Source organism: Pseudomonas sp. 43mfcvi1.1, from assembly GCF_900115935.1.
GTDB classification, from domain to species: domain Bacteria; phylum Pseudomonadota; class Gammaproteobacteria; order Pseudomonadales; family Pseudomonadaceae; genus Aquipseudomonas; species Aquipseudomonas bijieensis.
Window position 1 is genome coordinate 483,931 of the sequence record NZ_UETT01000003.1, and the last position, 16,141, is coordinate 500,071.

A 16,141-nucleotide genomic window follows, 5' to 3' on the forward strand; every position below is an offset into this window, starting at 1 on the left:
ATGGGCTTTACCCCAAAACCCGGGGGCTACATGCTCAATCGCAGCAATGTCGCATAACTGCCTACTATGGAATGCCGCGAATACATGAAGCGCAAGAACATTCTTTTCATCATGGCCGATCAAATGGCCGCGCCAATGTTGCCGATCTACGGCCCTTCACCGATCAAGTTGCCCAACCTGTCGCGCCTCGCCTCTGAGGGCGTGGTATTCGACGCCGCCTATTGCAACAGCCCACTTTGCGCCCCGTCGCGTTTTACCCTGGTGAGCGGCCAATTGCCGAGCAAGATCGGTGCGTACGACAACGCGGCGGATTTCCCGGCGGACGTGCCGACCTACGCCCATTACCTGCGGCGCCTTGGCTATCGCACGGCGCTGTCCGGCAAGATGCACTTTTGCGGGCCGGACCAGTTGCACGGCTACGAAGAGCGCTTGACCAGTGACATTTACCCGGCCGACTACGGCTGGGCGGTGAACTGGGACGAGCCGGATGTGCGGCCGAGTTGGTACCACAACATGTCGTCGGTGTTGCAAGCCGGGCCGTGCGTGCGCACCAACCAGCTGGATTTCGATGAAGAAGTGGTGTTCAAGGCCCAGCAGTACCTGTTCGACCACATCCGCGAGGACGGTGACCAGCCGTTTTGCCTCACCGTATCGATGACCCACCCACACGACCCGTACACGATTCCCAAGGCGTTCTGGGATTTGTATGACGACAACGACATCCCTTTGCCGCAGACCCCGGCGCAAACAGAACTCGATCCACATTCCCAGCGACTGCTGAAGGTCTATGACCTGTGGGACAAGCCACTGCCTGTGGATAAGATTCGTGATGCCCGTCGTGCCTACTTCGGCGCCTGCAGCTACATCGACAGCAACGTCGGCAAACTCCTGCAAACCCTGGAAGACACCGGTTTGCTGGACGACACCATCATCGTGTTCTCCGGCGATCATGGGGACATGCTCGGCGAAAAGGGCCTCTGGTACAAAATGCACTGGTTCGAAATGGCTGCCCGCGTACCGTTGCTGATCAGTGCGCCGGGGCAGTTCGCCAGCGGCCGGGTGAGCGCAGCCGTGTCCACCGCCGACTTGCTGCCGACCCTGGTGGAGCTGGCCGGCGGCACGCTGGAGCCGGGCTTGCCGCTGGATGGCCGCTCACTGGTGCCGCATCTGCAAGGGCAGGGCGGGCATGACGAAGTCTTCGGTGAATACATGGCCGAAGGCACCATCGGCCCATTGATGATGATCCGCCGCGGCCCGTGGAAATTCATCTACAGCGAAGATGACCCATGCCTGCTGTTCGACGTGCGCAACGACCCGAAGGAACTGGAAAATCTCAGCCAATCCCCCGAGCATCAATCCGTGTTCGCCGATTTTCTCGCCGAGGCGCGCGCCAAATGGGACATTCCGACGATTCACCAACAGGTGCTCGCCAGCCAGCGCCGCCGCCGTTTCGTCGCCCAGGCGCTGACCCTGGGCAAACTCAAGAGCTGGGACCACCAGCCGCTGGTGGACGCCAGCCAGCAGTACATGCGTAACCACATCGACCTCGACGATCTGGAGCGCAAGGCCCGTTATCCACAACCCTGCCAAAACCAATAACGTAAGGGGCACGCACATGCAAAAGTTATCCACAGTACTGACCGCCGGGCTGTTGGCGTTGAGCAGTGTTTCGGCGTGGGCCGAGCAAAGCTGCGAAACCGTGAAGATGGCCGACCCGGGCTGGAGCGACATCGCCGCGACCAATGCGATCACCGGTTTCCTGCTGGACGGGATGGGCTACAAGGCCAAGGTCGACACCCTTGCGGTGCCCATCACCTTCGGTGGCCTCAAGGACGGCCAGGTGGATGTGTTCCTGGGTAACTGGATGCCGGCGCAGCAGGGTTTCTACGACAAGTTCGTCGCCACCGGCGATGTCACGCAATTGGCCAAGAACCTGGACGGTACGGAATTCACCCTGGCGGTACCGGACTATGTCTGGGACGCGGGTGTGCATAACTTTGCCGACCTGAACAAATTTGCCGACAAGTTCGAGAAGAAGATCTACGGCATCGGTTCCGGCGCCCCGGCCAACCTCTCCCTGAAAGAAATCATCAAGACCAATGACTTCGGCATGGGCGAATGGAAACTGGTGGAATCCAGCGAACAGGCGATGCTGGCGGAAGTTTCCCGGGCCGTGAAGAAACAGAAGTTCGTGACCTTCCTCGGCTGGACCCCGCACCCGATGAACGTGCAACTGAAAATGCACTACCTCAAGGGTGGCGAGAAGTACTTCGGCGACACCGGTAGCGTCTATACCTTGACCCGCAAGGGTTATGCACAGGCCTGTCCGAACGTTGGCAAGCTGTTGACCAACCTGAGCTTCACCCAGGAAATGGAAAACAGCATCATGTCCGAGGTGGTGAACAACAAAGTCAGCAACGCCGATGCGGCCAAGGCCTGGATCAAGGCGAATCCGGCGGTGCTGGATAAGTGGCTGGACGGCGTGAAGACGGTGGACGGCAAGGATGCGTTGGCGGCGGTGAAGGCCAAGCTCTAGGCATAATCGCGAGCCGCTTTTGTGGCGAGGGAGCTTGCTCCCGCTGAACTGCGCAGCGGTCCCAATTTTTGCGGCCGCTGCGCGACCGAGCGGGAGCAAGCTCCCTCGCCACATTGGTTCACCTGATACTCTTGCGCCAAACCCCATCCTTGAGGCCCCATGGCAATCCCCACGCGCCGTTCACTCTTGCCTTTCCTGAACTGGCTGCCCCGGCAGACCCGTGCCAGTGTCGGCCGTGACCTGATCGTTGGCCTCAGCGGCGCGATTCTCGCGTTGCCGCAATCCATCGCCTACGCCCTGATTGCCGGTTTGCCACCTGAATACGGCTTGTACGCGGCGATTGTCCCGGTGTTGATCGCTTGTTTGTGGGGCTCGTCCTGGCATCTGATCTGCGGTCCTACGGCGGCGATTTCCATCGTCCTGTATGCCAGCGTCAGCCCTCTGGCCGTGCCCGCCACTGATGACTACGTGACCTTGATCCTGTTACTGACAGTGTTGGCCGGTATTTTCCAATGGCTGCTGGGGCTGTTGCGGTTCGGCGCGCTGGTGAATTTCGTCTCGCACTCGGTGGTGCTGGGGTTCACCCTGGGGGCGGCGGTGGTCATTGCGCTGGGGCAGTTGCCGAACCTGCTGGGTCTCGACCTGCCGAACGAAGCCACGGCGTTGAAAGGCCTGCTGATGTTGCTCAGCCACATCGAGGCTGTGGATAAGCCGTCGTTGCTGCTGGGAATCGGCACTTTGGTGCTGGGTGTGGTGCTCAAGCGCTTGCTGCCACGTTGGCCGAGCCTGTTGATAACCTTGGTCATCAGCAGCCTGGTGGTCTGGCTGTGGCCGGCGATGTTCGGGCATGTGGCGCTGGTCAGTGCCTTTGCCGGGCGCCTGCCACCGTTTACGCCGCTGCCGCTGGACCTGGAGTTGATCCTGCGCCTGCTGCCCGGTGCGGTCGCGGTGGGCATGCTCGGGTTGGTCACCAGTCTGTCCATCGCCCGCTCGTTGTCGGTGCGTTCCGGGCAGTTGCTCGATGCGAATCAGGAGGTGAGGGCGCAGGGGCTTTCCAACATCGTTGGCGGATTTTTCTCCGGGTCATTGTCAGCCGGTTCCTTTACCCGTTCCGGCCTCAGCTATGAAGCCGGGGCCTGCTCGCCGTTGGCCGGGGTGTTCTCGGCCTTGTGGGTGGCGTTGTTTGCGGTCGCCGGGGCGAATCTGATCGCGCACATCCCGATTCCAGCCATGGCCGGCAGCATTCTGTTGATCGCCTGGGGGCTGGTGGACCATCGCGGCCTCCGCGCGTTGTACCGGGTCAGCCGTGCCGAATTCGTGGTGATGAGCCTGACCTGCCTGGCCACGTTGCTGCTGGAGCTGCAAACCGCCATCTATGCCGGTGTGTTGGCCTCGCTGTTCTTTTACCTCAAGCGCACCTCGCAGCCGCGAGTGCAGCATTTTCGCGAAGGGGAAGCGGAGATCCTGCGGGTCGGCGGCTCGATCTTTTTCGGGGCCAGCCATTACCTGCAAGCGCGCCTGCAACGGTTGCAGGCGCAGCGGGTGGTCATCGATGCCCAGCAGATCAACTTCATCGATTATTCCGGCGTGGAAATGCTCCATCAGGAAGCCCGGCGCCTGCTTAGCCAAGGACGTAGCCTGACCTTGCGCATGGCCCGGCCCCAGGTGGTGGAGGAGTTGCTGAAGTTGGAGGGGGCGCAGAAGTGCCCGATTCACTTTGAGGACTGATCAGGCTCAGGCACACAAAACTTGGTGCAAGAGGACTTGTGGGAGCAAAGCTTGCTCGCGATGAATACGACGCGGTCTTTTGGAAACCGAGGCGCCTGCGTCGCGAGCAAGCTTTGCTCCCACAACAGCTTAAAGTGCCAACTGGCGGCGCAACTCGGCCAGCACCGGCGCAGTGTCCGGGCGAACCCCGCGCCACAGGTAGAAGGCTTCGCCCGCCTGTTCGGCCAACATGCCCAGGCCATCCATCGCCACCGCCGCACCGTGTTCGCTGGCCCAACGGCAGAATGAGGTCGGTTCCTTGCCATACATCATGTCGTAGCAAACCGTCTTGCCGGGCTCGATCAAGCTAGTGGCAATCGGCGGCACGTCCCCCGACAGGCTTGCGGAGGTGGCATTGATGATCAGGTCCACCGGTTCTTGCAGCCAATCGAACCCGCTGGCGGAAACCGGGCCCAGATCGGCGAACAACTCGGCCAGCAATTCGGCTTTTTCCAGCGTGCGGTTGGCGATGATCACCGAGGCCGGCGCTTCGGCCAGCACGGGTTCCAGGGCGCCACGCACCGCACCGCCGGCGCCCAGCAACAGGATGCGCTTGCCCTTGAGGCAGAAGCCGGCGTTGACGGTCAGGTCCCGGACCAGCCCGGCGCCGTCGGTGTTGTCCCCCAGCAGGCGACCGTCAGCCAGTTTGCTCAACGTATTGACCGCCCCGGCCCGCTGGGCGCGTTCGGTCAGGCTGTCGGCCAGGCGGAAGGCGTCCTCCTTGAACGGCACCGTGACATTTGCCCCACGACCTTCGCGGAAAAATTCCCGGGCGCAGCCGACGAAATCCTCCAGGGGCGCCAGCAGCGTGCTGTAGTCCAGGGTTTGTCCGGTCTGCTCGGCAAACAGGCGATGGATCAACGGCGACTTGCTGTGGCCGATCGGGTTACCCATTACAACGTAGCGGTCCATGGATAATCCTCGTTCAGGCCGTCGCCAGCCAATCGCGATCCTGCAGGAAATACTCGGTCAGCCGCGCTTCTTCGCTGCCCGGCTCGGCTTTCCAGTCATAGCCCCAGCGCACTTGCGGCGGCAGCGACATCAGGATCGATTCGGTACGCCCGCCCGATTGCAGCCCGAACAGGGTGCCGCGGTCGTAGACCAGGTTGAATTCCACGTAGCGTCCACGGCGAAACTCCTGGAACTCCCGCTGTTTGGCGGTGAACGCGTCGTGCTTGCGGCGGCGCACGATCGGCAGGTACGCCTCGATGTAGGCGTCGCCGATGGCGCGAATGAAGGCGAAGCAGGTGTCGAAACCCCACTCGTTCAGGTCATCGAAAAACAGGCCGCCAATGCCCCGGGGCTCGTTGCGATGCTTGAGGTGGAAGTAGCTGTCGCACCAGGCCTTGTAGCGCGGATACACCTCGGGGCCGAACGGCGCGCAGGCCTGCTCGGCGACACGGTGCCAATGGACGCAGTCTTCTTCCACGCCGTAGTACGGCGTCAGGTCGAAGCCGCCGCCAAACCACCAGACCGGCTCTTCGCCTTCCTTCTCGGCGATGAAGAACCGCACGTTGGCGTGGGAGGTCGGCACATGGGGGTTGTGCGGGTGGATCACCAGCGACACGCCCAGGGCTTCGAAGCCGCGCCCGGCCAGTTCCGGCCGATGGGCGCTGGCCGAGGGTGGCAGGCCACTGCCGAAGACGTGGGAAAAGTTGACGCCGCCCTTTTCGATCACCGTGCCGTTTTCGATCACGCGCGTGCGACCGCCACCACCGGCTGGCCGGGTCCAGGCATCTTCGACGAAGCGAGTGCCGCCGTCCTCGGTTTCCAGGGCGGTGCAGATACGGTCTTGCAAGTCGAGCAGGTAGGCTTTCACGGCCTCGGTGCGAGTGGACATGACATCACCTTGTTCAGGGCTACGCTACGCGGCGTATAGCGGGCCGGTGGCAAATGGGCGCACAGGATACCACCGCACTTGCCGACACCACAGTTGACGACGGTCAAGCTTAGGAGTCCGATAGAAGGCTTGGTTAAAAGTCCCGCGACAAGGAGAAAGTGAAGATGGCCAAACGTATCCAGTTCAGTTCCCACGGCGGTCCCGAAGTGCTCGAGTACGTCGGCTACCAGCCTGCCGAGCCGGGCCCGCAGCAGGTGCGCGTCAACAACAAGGCGATCGGCCTGAATTTCATCGACACCTACTACCGCAGCGGTCTTTATCCGCCGCCAGCGTTGCCGTCGGGACTGGGGGCCGAGGGCGCGGGTGTGGTCGAGGCGGTCGGTTCAGATGTCACGCGGTTCAAGGTCGGCGACCGGGTGGCGTACGGCAGCGGCCCACTGGGGGCCTACAGCGAGGTGCATGTGTTGCCCGAGGCCAACCTGGTGCACCTGCCCGAATCCATCAGTTTCGAACAGGCCGCTGGCGTGATGCTCAAGGGCCTGACCGTGCAATACCTGTTGCGCCAGACCTATGAACTCAAGGGTGGCGAAACCATCCTGTTCCACGCCGCCGCCGGTGGCGTGGGGTCCTTGGCCTGCCAGTGGGCCAAGGCCCTGGGCGTGAAGCTGATCGGCACCGTCAGTTCGCCGGAAAAAGCCGCCATCGCCAAAGCCCATGGCGCCTGGGAAACCATCGACTACAGCAAGGAAAACGTCGTACAGCGGGTGCTGGAGCTGACTGATGGCAAGAAAGTGCCCGTGGTGTACGACGGAGTGGGCAAGGACACCTGGCTGACCTCCCTGGACAGCGTCGCCCCCCGTGGCCTGGTGGTCAGCTTCGGCAATGCCTCGGGTGCGGTGGAAGGGGTGAACCTGGGGATTCTCTCGGCCAAGGGCTCGCTGTACGTCACCCGCCCGACCCTGGCGACTTACGCCAACAACGCCGAAAACCTGCAACGCATGGCCGATGAGCTGTTCGGGATGATCAATAGCGGCAAGATCACGGTGGACATCAACCAGCGTTATCCACTGGCGGAAGCGGCCAAGGCTCATACCGAGTTGTCGGCACGGCGCACGACCGGGTCGACCATTCTCCTGCCCTGAAATTCGGTGATCCTGGATTGAAAAACCTGTGGGAGCGAGCCTGTTCGCGATAGCGGTATGTCAGCCAACATCAATGCTAACTGACCCACCGCTTTCGCGAGCAGGCTCGCTCCCACATTCATTCTGTGGTGTTCATAAATACTGTGTTCACCACAAACCTTTGTGGGAGCGGGCTTGCTCGCGAAAGCGGTGGGTCAGCTTGCATCAATGTTGGATGTGCCGGCGCCTTCGCGAGCAAGCCCGCTCCCACATGGGATCTGTGTCGAAGAGGGGATGTGTGTTCGCGCCTAGTCCGGCCGCACCACTTTGCCGGTCGCCAGGTCACGAATCACGCTGGGGTTCTTGCGCCCGCCCAGGTTGCCGCCCAACACCAGGTCGATCTGCCCGCGAAAATACTGCTCGACGCGAATCCGCGTGCGCGCCGCCGGGCGCCCTTGCGGGTTGGCCGAGGTGGACACCAGCGGGCCCACCAACGAGCACAAGTCGCGCACGGTGGGATGATCGCTGACCCGCAGCGCGACGGTGTCATGCACGCCGGTGATCCATTCGGGCAACAGGTTCTGGTGCGGCACCAGCCAGGTATTGGGCCCGGGCCAGGTGCTGGCCATGCGGTCCATCCAGGTTTCGGGGAAGTCTTCGAACAGAAAGTCGAACTGGTGGATGTTGTCCGCCACCAGGATCAGCCCCTTGTCGGGCAGCCGCGACTTGATCGCCAGCAGGCGTTCCACCGCCTCCTCGTTCCACGGGTCGCAGCCCAGGCCCCATACCGCTTCGGTTGGATAGGCAATCACCGCCCCGGCGCGAATTTCTCGCGCGGCTTGTTGCACACGCCAACTGTTGACCATGAAAGATTCTCCCGCAACGCAAATAAGGCTGTGGGCAGTTTACCGATCTTCCTCATAAAACCTAGCGCGCGAACCAGCGTCCGTTGTCGCAGGTGGCGCGTCCTTCCATTTCCAGCTCGGTCAGCGCCGCCAGCACCTTGGGCAAACCCCAACCGCTGGCGTCGGCCAACGCCTCGCTGCTCAGCGGCGCGGCATGCAGCAGGCGTAGCAGCGGATGGGTAACGGGCACGGGTTCCGAGGCCGGCGGTAACTGTTGCCAACCGCGCAGCGCCTCAAGGATGTGCTCGACGGTTTCCACCAGTGCCGCACCGTCGCGGATCAACTGATGGCAGCCTCGGGCCCCGGGGTGATGGATCGATCCAGGGATGGCGTACACCTCGCGGCCCTGTTCTGCCGCCAGTCGGGCGGTGATCAGCGAGCCGCTGGCGACACTGGCCTCGACCACCAGCACACCCAGGGACAAACCGCTGATGATCCGGTTGCGACGCGGAAAGTTGCTGGCATGGGGCGCGGCGTCCAACGGGAACTCCGACACTACCGCGCTGCCTTGGGCAATCATCGCGTCCGCCAGCCGACGATTGCGCTGTGGATAAAAATTTTCCAGGCCGGTGCCCAGCACCCCGACGGTGCGCCCGCCCACATCCAGCGCCGCCTGATGAGCCGCCGCATCAATGCCCAGGGCCAAGCCGCTGGTGATGACGAAACCGGCCCCGGCCAGGCTTCGGGAAAACGCCGCCGCGGTGTCCATGCCTGGCCGCGATGCCCGGCGACTGCCGACCATCGCCAGCTGGGGTTTTTCCAGAATGGTGGCATCGCCAGCGACGAACAGCAGTGGCGGCGCGTCGCTGATTTGCGCCAGCAGCGCCGGGTAGTCGGGTTGGTCCCACATCAGTAAATGCTGGCCCGCGCGCTCTAGCCAGGCCAATGCGTGGGCGGCGCCGTCACGCACATCCGGGCTGCGCCGGGCCTCGGCGCAGGCCAGCGGCAAGCCCAATGCGCGCCAGGCGCTGGCCGGTGCACTGATGGCCTTGGACGCCGAGCCGAAGGCCTCCATCAGGGTCATGAACCGCTTGGGTCCCAGTTCCGGCAAGCGGTGAAGGCGTAGCCGGGCCTCCAGTTCCGCAGGGGAAACCGGAGCAGATTCAGGTAGTGACATGCGATCATCCTTGACCGTTATAAGCCCCGTACAAACGGGAACAAGCTGTGGATAACTCTGTTGGTAACTTGTGAGACCCGTTATGGATTACGGACCTTGTCGAGCACTGCCAACGAGCGCGAGGCGTACAGCACCAGGCCGTAGCTGAGCTTGTCGTAAGTGCGGAACACCATCAGCAGGCCGGCCCGCTCATCGGGGATTTTCACCGACTCGCCGGTGATGCGGTCGCGTACGGTTTCACCGGTCTTCATCACCGCCAGCACATTGCCTTCGGTCAGACCGTCACGGCGGCCTTTGTTCAGGGTGACCACGTCCAGCGCGCCGATCTGGGTCACGCCCCGGGGCACGTCCAGGATCAACCCGTTGATGTCCGATTTCGGCGCGCTGGGCATGAACGTCGAATTGATCGAGCGCTCTTCGCCGCTGAACAGGCGATCACCCAGGCGCACTTCCTGAGTGGTGCGTTGCAGGGCCAGGGTGGTGACGTCGCCTTCGGTAGCGACCACCTCGCCGCCGCCGATGTCGTCGGCGTTGATGCCCAAAAATTCCTTGGTCTCGGGGTCGGTGTAGACCTTGCCCTGGCGGAAGATGCCGTAGGCCGACTGGCCCGCATCGAACGAGCCACGGGCAAAGACCCGATCCCCCATGCCGCTGAGGACCCGCTCGGCGTTGCCGGCGACGATGTACGGCGCCTTGTTGAATTCCTCAGGCGTGTCGACGATGCGATTGCTCAGCAAAAAACTGTTGATGGCTTGCAACGGGATGCTCGGGATGGCATCGGCCACCGGCGAGCTGCGAATGCGCGGCGACAGCTTGATCGTGCCGCGCGAGGCGCCGCGATTGAGGGTCAGGCGCGGCTGGCCGTTGACGTAGACCAGCGACAGGGTATCGCCGGGATAGATCAGGTTGGGGTTTTCGATTTGCGGGTTGGCCTGCCAGAGCTCCGGCCATTTCCACGGCTCGCGCAGGTATTTGCCGGAAATGTCCCAGAGTGTGTCCCCCGTCACCACCGTGTATTGCTGGGGAAAACCTTCCCGAAGTTGCACTTGCCCGTGCGCGATACCGGCCGAGGCCAGGAGCAGCAGGGCGAGTAGTGATTTCCTCATGCGGTGAATCCCTTTATTATGTGCGTTCGCGTAAAACGCCAGAGCCCCCGTGGCTCGCTCCGTGAGGCGCTATTCTTCACAAGAGCAACGTTTTACAACGGTAGCCTGCATCCCAAGACACGCCAGGCCAGCCACCCGACTTTACCTCACACGTGCATTTATCAAGCTTATGGCCATTTTGAACATTCTCGAATTTCCGGACCCGCGCCTGCGCACTATCGCCAAACCGGTGGCCGTAGTGGACGACGAAGTGCGTCAGTTGGTCGACGACATGTTTGAAACAATGTATGAGGCGCCAGGCATCGGCCTTGCCGCGACCCAGGTCAACGTGCACAAGCGTATCGTCGTGATGGACCTTTCCGAAAACCGCAGCGAGCCGCGGGTGTTCATCAACCCCGAGTTCGAAACCCTGACCGACGAGATGGACCAATACCAGGAAGGCTGCCTCTCGGTGCCGGGCTTCTACGAAAACGTCGACCGCCCGCAGAAGGTCAAGATCAAGGCCCTGGACCGCGACGGCCAACCTTACGAACTGATCGCCGAAGGCCTGCTGGCGGTGTGCATCCAGCACGAGTGTGACCACCTCAACGGCAAGTTGTTCGTCGATTACCTGTCCACCCTCAAGCGTGACCGGATCAAGAAAAAACTGGAAAAACTTCATCGCCAGAATGCTTGATGCCCTCCTTCAAAGGCTTGCCGCGGCAAGCCTTTTTCTTTTTGCGACTGCTTTGTAACTGAGAGCTTCCCATGACTGAGCCACTGCGCATCGTCTTTGCCGGCACTCCCGAATTTGCCGCCGAACACCTCAAGGCCCTGCTGGCCAGCCCCCACGAAATCGTCGCGGTCTACACCCAGCCGGATCGCCCGGCCGGTCGCGGGCAAAAACTGATGCCCAGCCCGGTCAAGCAACTGGCCCTGGAGCACGGCATCGAGGTGTTGCAGCCGCCGACCCTGCGCGACGCCCAAGCCCAGGCCGAACTGGCGGCGCTGAAGCCGGACTTGATGGTGGTGGTCGCCTACGGCCTGATCCTGCCCCAAGTGGTGCTGGACATCCCGCGCCTGGGTTGCATCAACAGCCACGCCTCGCTGCTGCCGCGCTGGCGCGGTGCGGCGCCGATCCAGCGCGCCGTGGAAGCCGGCGATGCGATGAGCGGCGTCACGGTGATGCGCATGGAAGCCGGCCTGGACACCGGGCCGATGCTGCTCAAGGTCAGCACCCCCATCAGCGCCGAAGACACCGGCGGCAGCCTGCACGACCGCCTCGCGCTGATCGGCCCGCCGGCCGTGGTCCAGGCCATTGCCGGCCTGGCCGCCGGCACGCTGGAAGGCGAAGTGCAGGATGACAGCCTCGCCACCTACGCGCACAAACTGAACAAGGACGAGGCCCGCATCGACTGGAGCCGCCCGGCCATCGAGCTGGAGCGCCTGGTAAGGGCCTTCAACCCCTGGCCGATCTGCCACAGCACCTTGAACGGCGAAGCCCTGAAAGTGCTGGCCGCCAGCCGCACCGAAGGCAAGGGCACACCGGGTGAAATCCTCAGTGCCAGCAAGGACGGTCTGGTGGTGGCCTGCGGTGAGCAGGCGTTGTGCCTGACACGTCTGCAACTGCCCGGCGGCAAGGCGCTGAACTTCAGCGATTTGTTCAACAGCCGCCGTGAGAAATTTGCCGTCGGCACGGTCCTGGGCCAAGCGGCGGACGCCTCATGAACCCACGTCTGGCCGCCGCCAAGGCACTGGCTGCCGTCCTCAACGGCAAAGCCTCGCTCAACAGTTCCCTGCCGACCCAGCTGGACAAGGTGGAAGACCGTGATCGCGGTTTCACCCAGGACCTGGCATTCGGCACCGCCCGTTGGCAGCCGCGCTTGTCGGCCCTGGCGGCCAAGCTGTTGCAGAAGCCGTTCAAGGCCGCCGATGCCGACGTCGAGGCGCTGCTGCTGGTGGGGCTCTATCAACTGCTCTACACCCGCGTCCCCGCCCACGCCGCCATCGGCGAAACCGTGGGCTGCGCCGACAAGCTGAAAAAGCCCTGGGCCAAGGCCCTGCTCAATGCCGTGTTGCGCCGCGCCCAGCGAGAAAGCGAAACCCTGCTGGCCGAACTGGAACACGATCCGGTGGTGCGCACCGCCCACCCGCGCTGGTTGCAGAAATCCCTGAAGGCGTTCTGGCCCGAACAATGGGAAGCCATCTGCGCGGCCAACAATGCCCATCCGCCGATGATCCTGCGGGTCAACCGTCGCCACCATAGCCGCGATGCCTACCTGGCGTTGCTGGGCGAGGCGGGTATCCCGGCCATCCCGTGCCGGTACAGCCGCGACGGTATCGTGCTGGAAACCCCCGGCGATGTGCGCGCACTGCCGGGTTTCGCCGAGGGCTGGATCAGCGTCCAGGACGAAGCCGCCCAACTGGCCGCCGACCTGCTGGAACTGGCGCCCGGCCAACGGGTGCTGGACGCCTGCTGCGCGCCGGGTGGCAAGACTTGTCACATCCTCGAGATCGAGCCAAAGCTGGCCGGCGTGGTGGCGGTGGACCTGGAAGCCAAGCGCCTGGTGCGGGTGAAGGAAAACCTCGAACGCCTGGGCCTGGAGGCCGAACTGATCGCCGCCGACGGTCGCGACACTGCAACCTGGTGGGATGGCAAACCGTTCCAGCGCATCCTCCTCGACGCGCCATGCTCGGCCACCGGTGTGATCCGCCGCCATCCAGACATCAAGCTGACCCGCCAGCCGGACGACATCGCCGCACTGGCCGTGTTGCAGGGCGAACTGCTCGACGCCCTGTGGTTGACCCTGGAAGTGGGCGGCATGCTGCTCTACGCCACCTGTTCGACCTTGCCGACCGAGAACACCGAAGTGATCGACGCCTTCCTCGCCCGCACCCCGGGCGCCCGGGAGCTGGACATCGCCAGCCAGGCCGGCCTCAAGCAGCCCCATGGCCGCCAGTTGCTGGCCCAGGAAGGTGGGCATGACGGGTTCTACTACGCCAAGCTGATCAAGATCGCCGCCGCACGCGGTTAAAACCGATTCGATAGGGAGTGAGTGGATGAAAATCATCATCCTCGGCGCAGGGCAGGTCGGTGGTTCGCTGGCGGAACACCTGGCCAGCGAGGCCAACGACATCACCGTGGTCGACACCGACGGCGAACGCCTGCGCGACCTCGGCGACCGCCTCGACATCCGTACCGTACAAGGCCGGGGCTCGTTGCCGACAGTGCTGCGCCAGGCCGGCGCCGACGATGCCGACATGCTCGTGGCCGTGACCAACAGCGACGAAACCAACATGGTCGCCTGCCAGGTGGCCCATACGTTGTTCCACACCCCGACCAAGATCGCCCGGGTGCGCGAAGCGGCCTACCTGACCCGCGCCGACCTGTTCGACAACGAAGCGATCCCGGTAGACGTGCTGATCAGCCCCGAGCAGGTGGTGACCAACTACATCAAGCGCCTGATCCAACACCCGGGCGCCTTGCAGGTGATCGACTTCGCCGAAGGCAAGGCGCAACTGGTGGCGGTCAAGGCCTACTACGGCGGGCCGCTGGTGGGCCAGCAGCTGCGCCAGTTGCGCGAGCACATGCCGAATGTCGAGACCCGGGTCGCGGCGATCTTCCGTCGTGACCGACCGATCCTGCCCCAGGGCGACACGGTGATCGAAGCCGACGACGAAGTGTTCTTCATCGCCGCCAAGGCGAACATTCGCGCGGTCATGAGCGAAATGCGTCGCCTGGACGAGAACTACAAACGCATCGTCATCGCCGGCGGCGGGCAGATCGGCGAACGCCTGGCCGAAGCCATCGAAGGCCGCTATCAGGTCAAGATCATCGAGATGAATCCGGCCCGCTGCCGCTACCTCTCGGACACCCTCGACAGCACCGTGGTATTGCAAGGCAGTGCCTCGGACCGCGACCTGCTGCTGGAAGAAAACATCGCCGACGCCGACATCTTCCTGGCCCTGACCAACGACGACGAAGCCAACATCATGTCGTCGCTGCTGGCCAAGCGCCTGGGGGCGAAGAAGGTCATGACCATCATCAACAACCCAGCCTACGTCGACCTGATCCAGGGCGGTGACATCGACATCGCCATCAGCCCGCAACTGGCAACCATCGGCACCTTGCTCGCCCACGTGCGCCGCGGCGACATCGTCAGCGTGCACTCCCTGCGCCGCGGCGCGGCCGAAGCCATCGAGGCGATTGCCCACGGCGACGCCAAGTCCAGCAAAGTCATCGGCAAGGCCATCCGCGATATCGGCCTGCCCCCCGGCACCACCATCGGCGCGATCATCCGCGACGAAGAAGTGCTGATCGCCCATGACGACACCATGATCCAGACCGGCGACCATGTGATCCTGTTCCTGGTGGACAAGAAGCACATTCGCGACGTCGAGAAGCTGTTCCATGTGGGGTTGAGTTTCTTCTGATCCAAAGTATGCAGTGACAGGAAGGGCCTCATCGCGAGCAGGCTCGCTCCCACAAGGGGGAGGTGTTCACAGTATTTGTGAGCAATGGCGATCCTCTGTGGGAGCGAGCCTGCTCGCGATAGCTATCTAACACTCGACAGACCAATCACTGACACAACCCCAGAGGACCTTCCCCATGCTCGACTCCCTGGAAAAAATGCTCGCCAAGGGTGTGGATAACTCACTGCTGCGCTTCGGCCTGGGCAAGGGCTACCTGGACCTCGGCGAATTCGCCCGGGCAGCCGAACATTTCCAACGCTGCGTCGAACTCGATCCCAAGTATTCGGCTGCATGGAAACTATTGGGCAAAGCCCATCAAGGCCAAGGCGACCTACCAGCCGCCCGCCAAGCCTGGGAACAAGGCCTTGAAGCCGCCCGCGCCCATGGCGACAAACAGGCCGAAAAGGAAATGACGGTGTTCCTCAAAAAACTGGATCGCCACCCCTGACACCCACCCCCTCGTGGCGAGGGAGCTTGCTCCCGCTTGAGTGCGAAGCACTCATAGAAAAGCGGCCAATCCTCTGGCCGCTTTTAGCCGAAACAAAGACTGCAAGCAATGAAGTTTGGGTTTCGGGATAGTTGGCAACATGGTAGAGCGTCTGCTCTCGATCAATAGGCGGTTATGTATATTCTAGGTGAATTTCAATATGGGAACCTGTACCTGACGAATCAAATACTTGTTTTCGATCTTTTACGCGGTAAGAATTTTGTTCCCAAAATCCCGTAACGTTATCACCAGGATATGGAATCATTTCGAGGATAGCAGCGGTGTCATAATATTTATTACCATTTGGCTCTATATAAGACAACGTGATTTTATTAGCCATTTTTAGCTCCTCATGAATCTGGTTGTGATTATCCTTAGTACAACCCTTCCAATCCTTGAAGGAAGTGACTGTGAACAGGAGTCTTCTCTATGTTATACGCCTGATGCATCCAGTTCTCATGGCTCTCCATATTGTAGCGCTCCTGAGCTCAACCGATAGTAGCTAATCCTATTCAAGTTCAATAGAGATGTGAGAGCCTGTGCCCTCTTTAGTGAAATTATATGTTCTTTGTTTGACTGTATATGTTGCATTTCCCCAATATCCCCAGACCTTATCTCCAGGGCTTGGTAGCATCCAGCTGATGAAGGCGGAACTGTCAACTGAGCCTTGACCTGCGACGTTCAGAATAACTCTCATTTAAAATTCCTCACTGGGTTGGGTGTGATCTTTTAAGCACAAGCTATCTATCCCTGAACGGAAACATTTAATACAGGGTTTTTCCTGCTGTGCACCCTCATTCAAGATTAAAG

Annotated in this window: 15 protein-coding genes; 9 read left to right on the forward strand and 6 right to left on the reverse strand. The window is 62.0% G+C overall.

The window, feature by feature from the left end:
* The first annotated feature begins 84 nt into the window (after positions 1-84).
* From betC to DTP52_RS08325, 3 genes are all read left to right on the forward strand, one after another.
* Entirely contained in the window at positions 85-1,599 is a 1,515-nt protein-coding gene (gene betC, locus DTP52_RS08310) for a choline-sulfatase (RefSeq protein WP_109752883.1), read from the forward strand.
* 16 nt (positions 1,600-1,615) lie between these two features.
* Positions 1,616-2,536, forward strand: coding sequence for a choline ABC transporter substrate-binding protein (gene choX / locus DTP52_RS08315; RefSeq protein WP_109752884.1), 921 nt, complete (start codon positions 1,616-1,618; stop codon positions 2,534-2,536).
* 159 nt (positions 2,537-2,695) lie between these two features.
* Positions 2,696-4,264 carry a SulP family inorganic anion transporter gene (locus DTP52_RS08325; protein ID WP_109752885.1) on the forward strand — a complete coding sequence of 523 codons (1,569 nt, stop codon included), beginning with the start codon at positions 2,696-2,698 and terminating at the stop codon, positions 4,262-4,264.
* Between the two features lie 129 nt (positions 4,265-4,393).
* Here DTP52_RS08325 and aroE read toward each other — a convergent pair whose 3' ends face one another.
* Entirely contained in the window at positions 4,394-5,215 is an 822-nt protein-coding gene (gene aroE / locus DTP52_RS08335; protein WP_109752886.1) for a shikimate dehydrogenase, read from the reverse strand.
* Between the two features lie 13 nt (positions 5,216-5,228).
* A complete protein-coding gene (gene hemF, locus DTP52_RS08340) occupies positions 5,229-6,143 on the reverse strand; it encodes an oxygen-dependent coproporphyrinogen oxidase (RefSeq protein ID WP_109752887.1) in 915 nt (304 codons plus the stop codon).
* 164 nt (positions 6,144-6,307) lie between these two features.
* On the opposite strand from hemF, the gene DTP52_RS08345 reads away from it, so the two are divergent.
* The gene (locus tag DTP52_RS08345; RefSeq protein ID WP_109752888.1) at positions 6,308-7,285 is read left to right on the forward strand and encodes an NADPH:quinone reductase; all 978 of its coding nucleotides are present in this window, start codon (positions 6,308-6,310) and stop codon (positions 7,283-7,285) included.
* 287 nt (positions 7,286-7,572) lie between these two features.
* Here DTP52_RS08345 and DTP52_RS08355 read toward each other — a convergent pair whose 3' ends face one another.
* The 3 genes from DTP52_RS08355 to DTP52_RS08365 all read right to left on the reverse strand — a co-directional run bounded on the left by DTP52_RS08355 (position 7,573) and on the right by DTP52_RS08365 (position 10,392).
* Positions 7,573-8,130, reverse strand: a complete 558-nt coding sequence (locus DTP52_RS08355) for an L-threonylcarbamoyladenylate synthase (protein WP_014335849.1) — start codon at positions 8,128-8,130, stop codon at positions 7,573-7,575.
* Positions 8,131-8,191: 61 nt separating this feature from the next.
* Entirely contained in the window at positions 8,192-9,286 is a 1,095-nt protein-coding gene (gene dprA / locus DTP52_RS08360; RefSeq protein WP_109752890.1) for a DNA-processing protein DprA, read from the reverse strand.
* Between the two features lie 80 nt (positions 9,287-9,366).
* Positions 9,367-10,392, reverse strand: a complete 1,026-nt coding sequence (locus DTP52_RS08365) for a LysM peptidoglycan-binding domain-containing protein (protein ID WP_109752891.1) — start codon at positions 10,390-10,392, stop codon at positions 9,367-9,369.
* A gap of 169 nt (positions 10,393-10,561) precedes the next feature.
* Here DTP52_RS08365 and def point away from each other — a divergent pair, with 169 nt between their 5' ends.
* The 5 genes from def to DTP52_RS08390 all read left to right on the forward strand — a co-directional run bounded on the left by def (position 10,562) and on the right by DTP52_RS08390 (position 15,292).
* Positions 10,562-11,068: a peptide deformylase gene (def, locus tag DTP52_RS08370; protein WP_109752892.1), complete on the forward strand. Its 507-nt coding sequence runs from the start codon at positions 10,562-10,564 to the stop codon at positions 11,066-11,068.
* A gap of 71 nt (positions 11,069-11,139) precedes the next feature.
* Positions 11,140-12,099 (forward strand): methionyl-tRNA formyltransferase, encoded by a 960-nt coding sequence (fmt, locus tag DTP52_RS08375; protein ID WP_109752893.1) that lies wholly within the window; start codon positions 11,140-11,142, stop codon positions 12,097-12,099.
* A complete protein-coding gene (rsmB, locus tag DTP52_RS08380; RefSeq protein WP_109752894.1) occupies positions 12,096-13,406 on the forward strand; it encodes a 16S rRNA (cytosine(967)-C(5))-methyltransferase RsmB in 1,311 nt (436 codons plus the stop codon). Before fmt ends, rsmB begins: the two co-directional genes overlap by 4 nt.
* A 25-nt stretch (positions 13,407-13,431) precedes the next feature.
* Positions 13,432-14,805: a Trk system potassium transporter TrkA gene (gene trkA, locus DTP52_RS08385; protein ID WP_109752895.1), complete on the forward strand. Its 1,374-nt coding sequence runs from the start codon at positions 13,432-13,434 to the stop codon at positions 14,803-14,805.
* A gap of 175 nt (positions 14,806-14,980) precedes the next feature.
* Complete coding sequence (locus tag DTP52_RS08390; RefSeq protein WP_047229821.1) at positions 14,981-15,292, forward strand: tetratricopeptide repeat protein; 312 nt, start codon at positions 14,981-14,983, stop codon at positions 15,290-15,292.
* A gap of 172 nt (positions 15,293-15,464) precedes the next feature.
* Here DTP52_RS08390 and DTP52_RS31015 read toward each other — a convergent pair whose 3' ends face one another.
* Positions 15,465-15,671, reverse strand: a complete 207-nt coding sequence (locus tag DTP52_RS31015) for a hypothetical protein (RefSeq protein ID WP_146206844.1) — start codon at positions 15,669-15,671, stop codon at positions 15,465-15,467.
* Positions 15,672-16,141 lie beyond the last annotated feature (470 nt).

What these genes read in the sequence shown, in the direction of transcription:
- DTP52_RS08355 (WP_014335849.1), bottom strand. Translation starts at nt 8,130, where the DNA reads ATGGTCAACAGTTGGCGTGTGCAACAAGCCGCGCGAGAAATTCGCGCC.
- DTP52_RS31015 (WP_146206844.1), bottom strand. Translation starts at nt 15,671, where the DNA reads ATGGCTAATAAAATCACGTTGTCTTATATAGAGCCAAATGGTAATAAA.
- hemF (WP_109752887.1), bottom strand. Translation starts at nt 6,143, where the DNA reads ATGTCCACTCGCACCGAGGCCGTGAAAGCCTACCTGCTCGACTTGCAA.
- def (WP_109752892.1), top strand. Translation starts at nt 10,562, where the DNA reads ATGGCCATTTTGAACATTCTCGAATTTCCGGACCCGCGCCTGCGCACT.
- rsmB (WP_109752894.1), top strand. Translation starts at nt 12,096, where the DNA reads ATGAACCCACGTCTGGCCGCCGCCAAGGCACTGGCTGCCGTCCTCAAC.
- choX (WP_109752884.1), top strand. Translation starts at nt 1,616, where the DNA reads ATGCAAAAGTTATCCACAGTACTGACCGCCGGGCTGTTGGCGTTGAGC.
- betC (WP_109752883.1), top strand. Translation starts at nt 85, where the DNA reads ATGAAGCGCAAGAACATTCTTTTCATCATGGCCGATCAAATGGCCGCG.
- DTP52_RS08365 (WP_109752891.1), bottom strand. Translation starts at nt 10,392, where the DNA reads ATGAGGAAATCACTACTCGCCCTGCTGCTCCTGGCCTCGGCCGGTATC.
- DTP52_RS08325 (WP_109752885.1), top strand. Translation starts at nt 2,696, where the DNA reads ATGGCAATCCCCACGCGCCGTTCACTCTTGCCTTTCCTGAACTGGCTG.
- DTP52_RS08345 (WP_109752888.1), top strand. Translation starts at nt 6,308, where the DNA reads ATGGCCAAACGTATCCAGTTCAGTTCCCACGGCGGTCCCGAAGTGCTC.
- DTP52_RS08390 (WP_047229821.1), top strand. Translation starts at nt 14,981, where the DNA reads ATGCTCGACTCCCTGGAAAAAATGCTCGCCAAGGGTGTGGATAACTCA.
- trkA (WP_109752895.1), top strand. Translation starts at nt 13,432, where the DNA reads ATGAAAATCATCATCCTCGGCGCAGGGCAGGTCGGTGGTTCGCTGGCG.
- aroE (WP_109752886.1), bottom strand. Translation starts at nt 5,215, where the DNA reads ATGGACCGCTACGTTGTAATGGGTAACCCGATCGGCCACAGCAAGTCG.
- fmt (WP_109752893.1), top strand. Translation starts at nt 11,140, where the DNA reads ATGACTGAGCCACTGCGCATCGTCTTTGCCGGCACTCCCGAATTTGCC.
- dprA (WP_109752890.1), bottom strand. Translation starts at nt 9,286, where the DNA reads ATGTCACTACCTGAATCTGCTCCGGTTTCCCCTGCGGAACTGGAGGCC.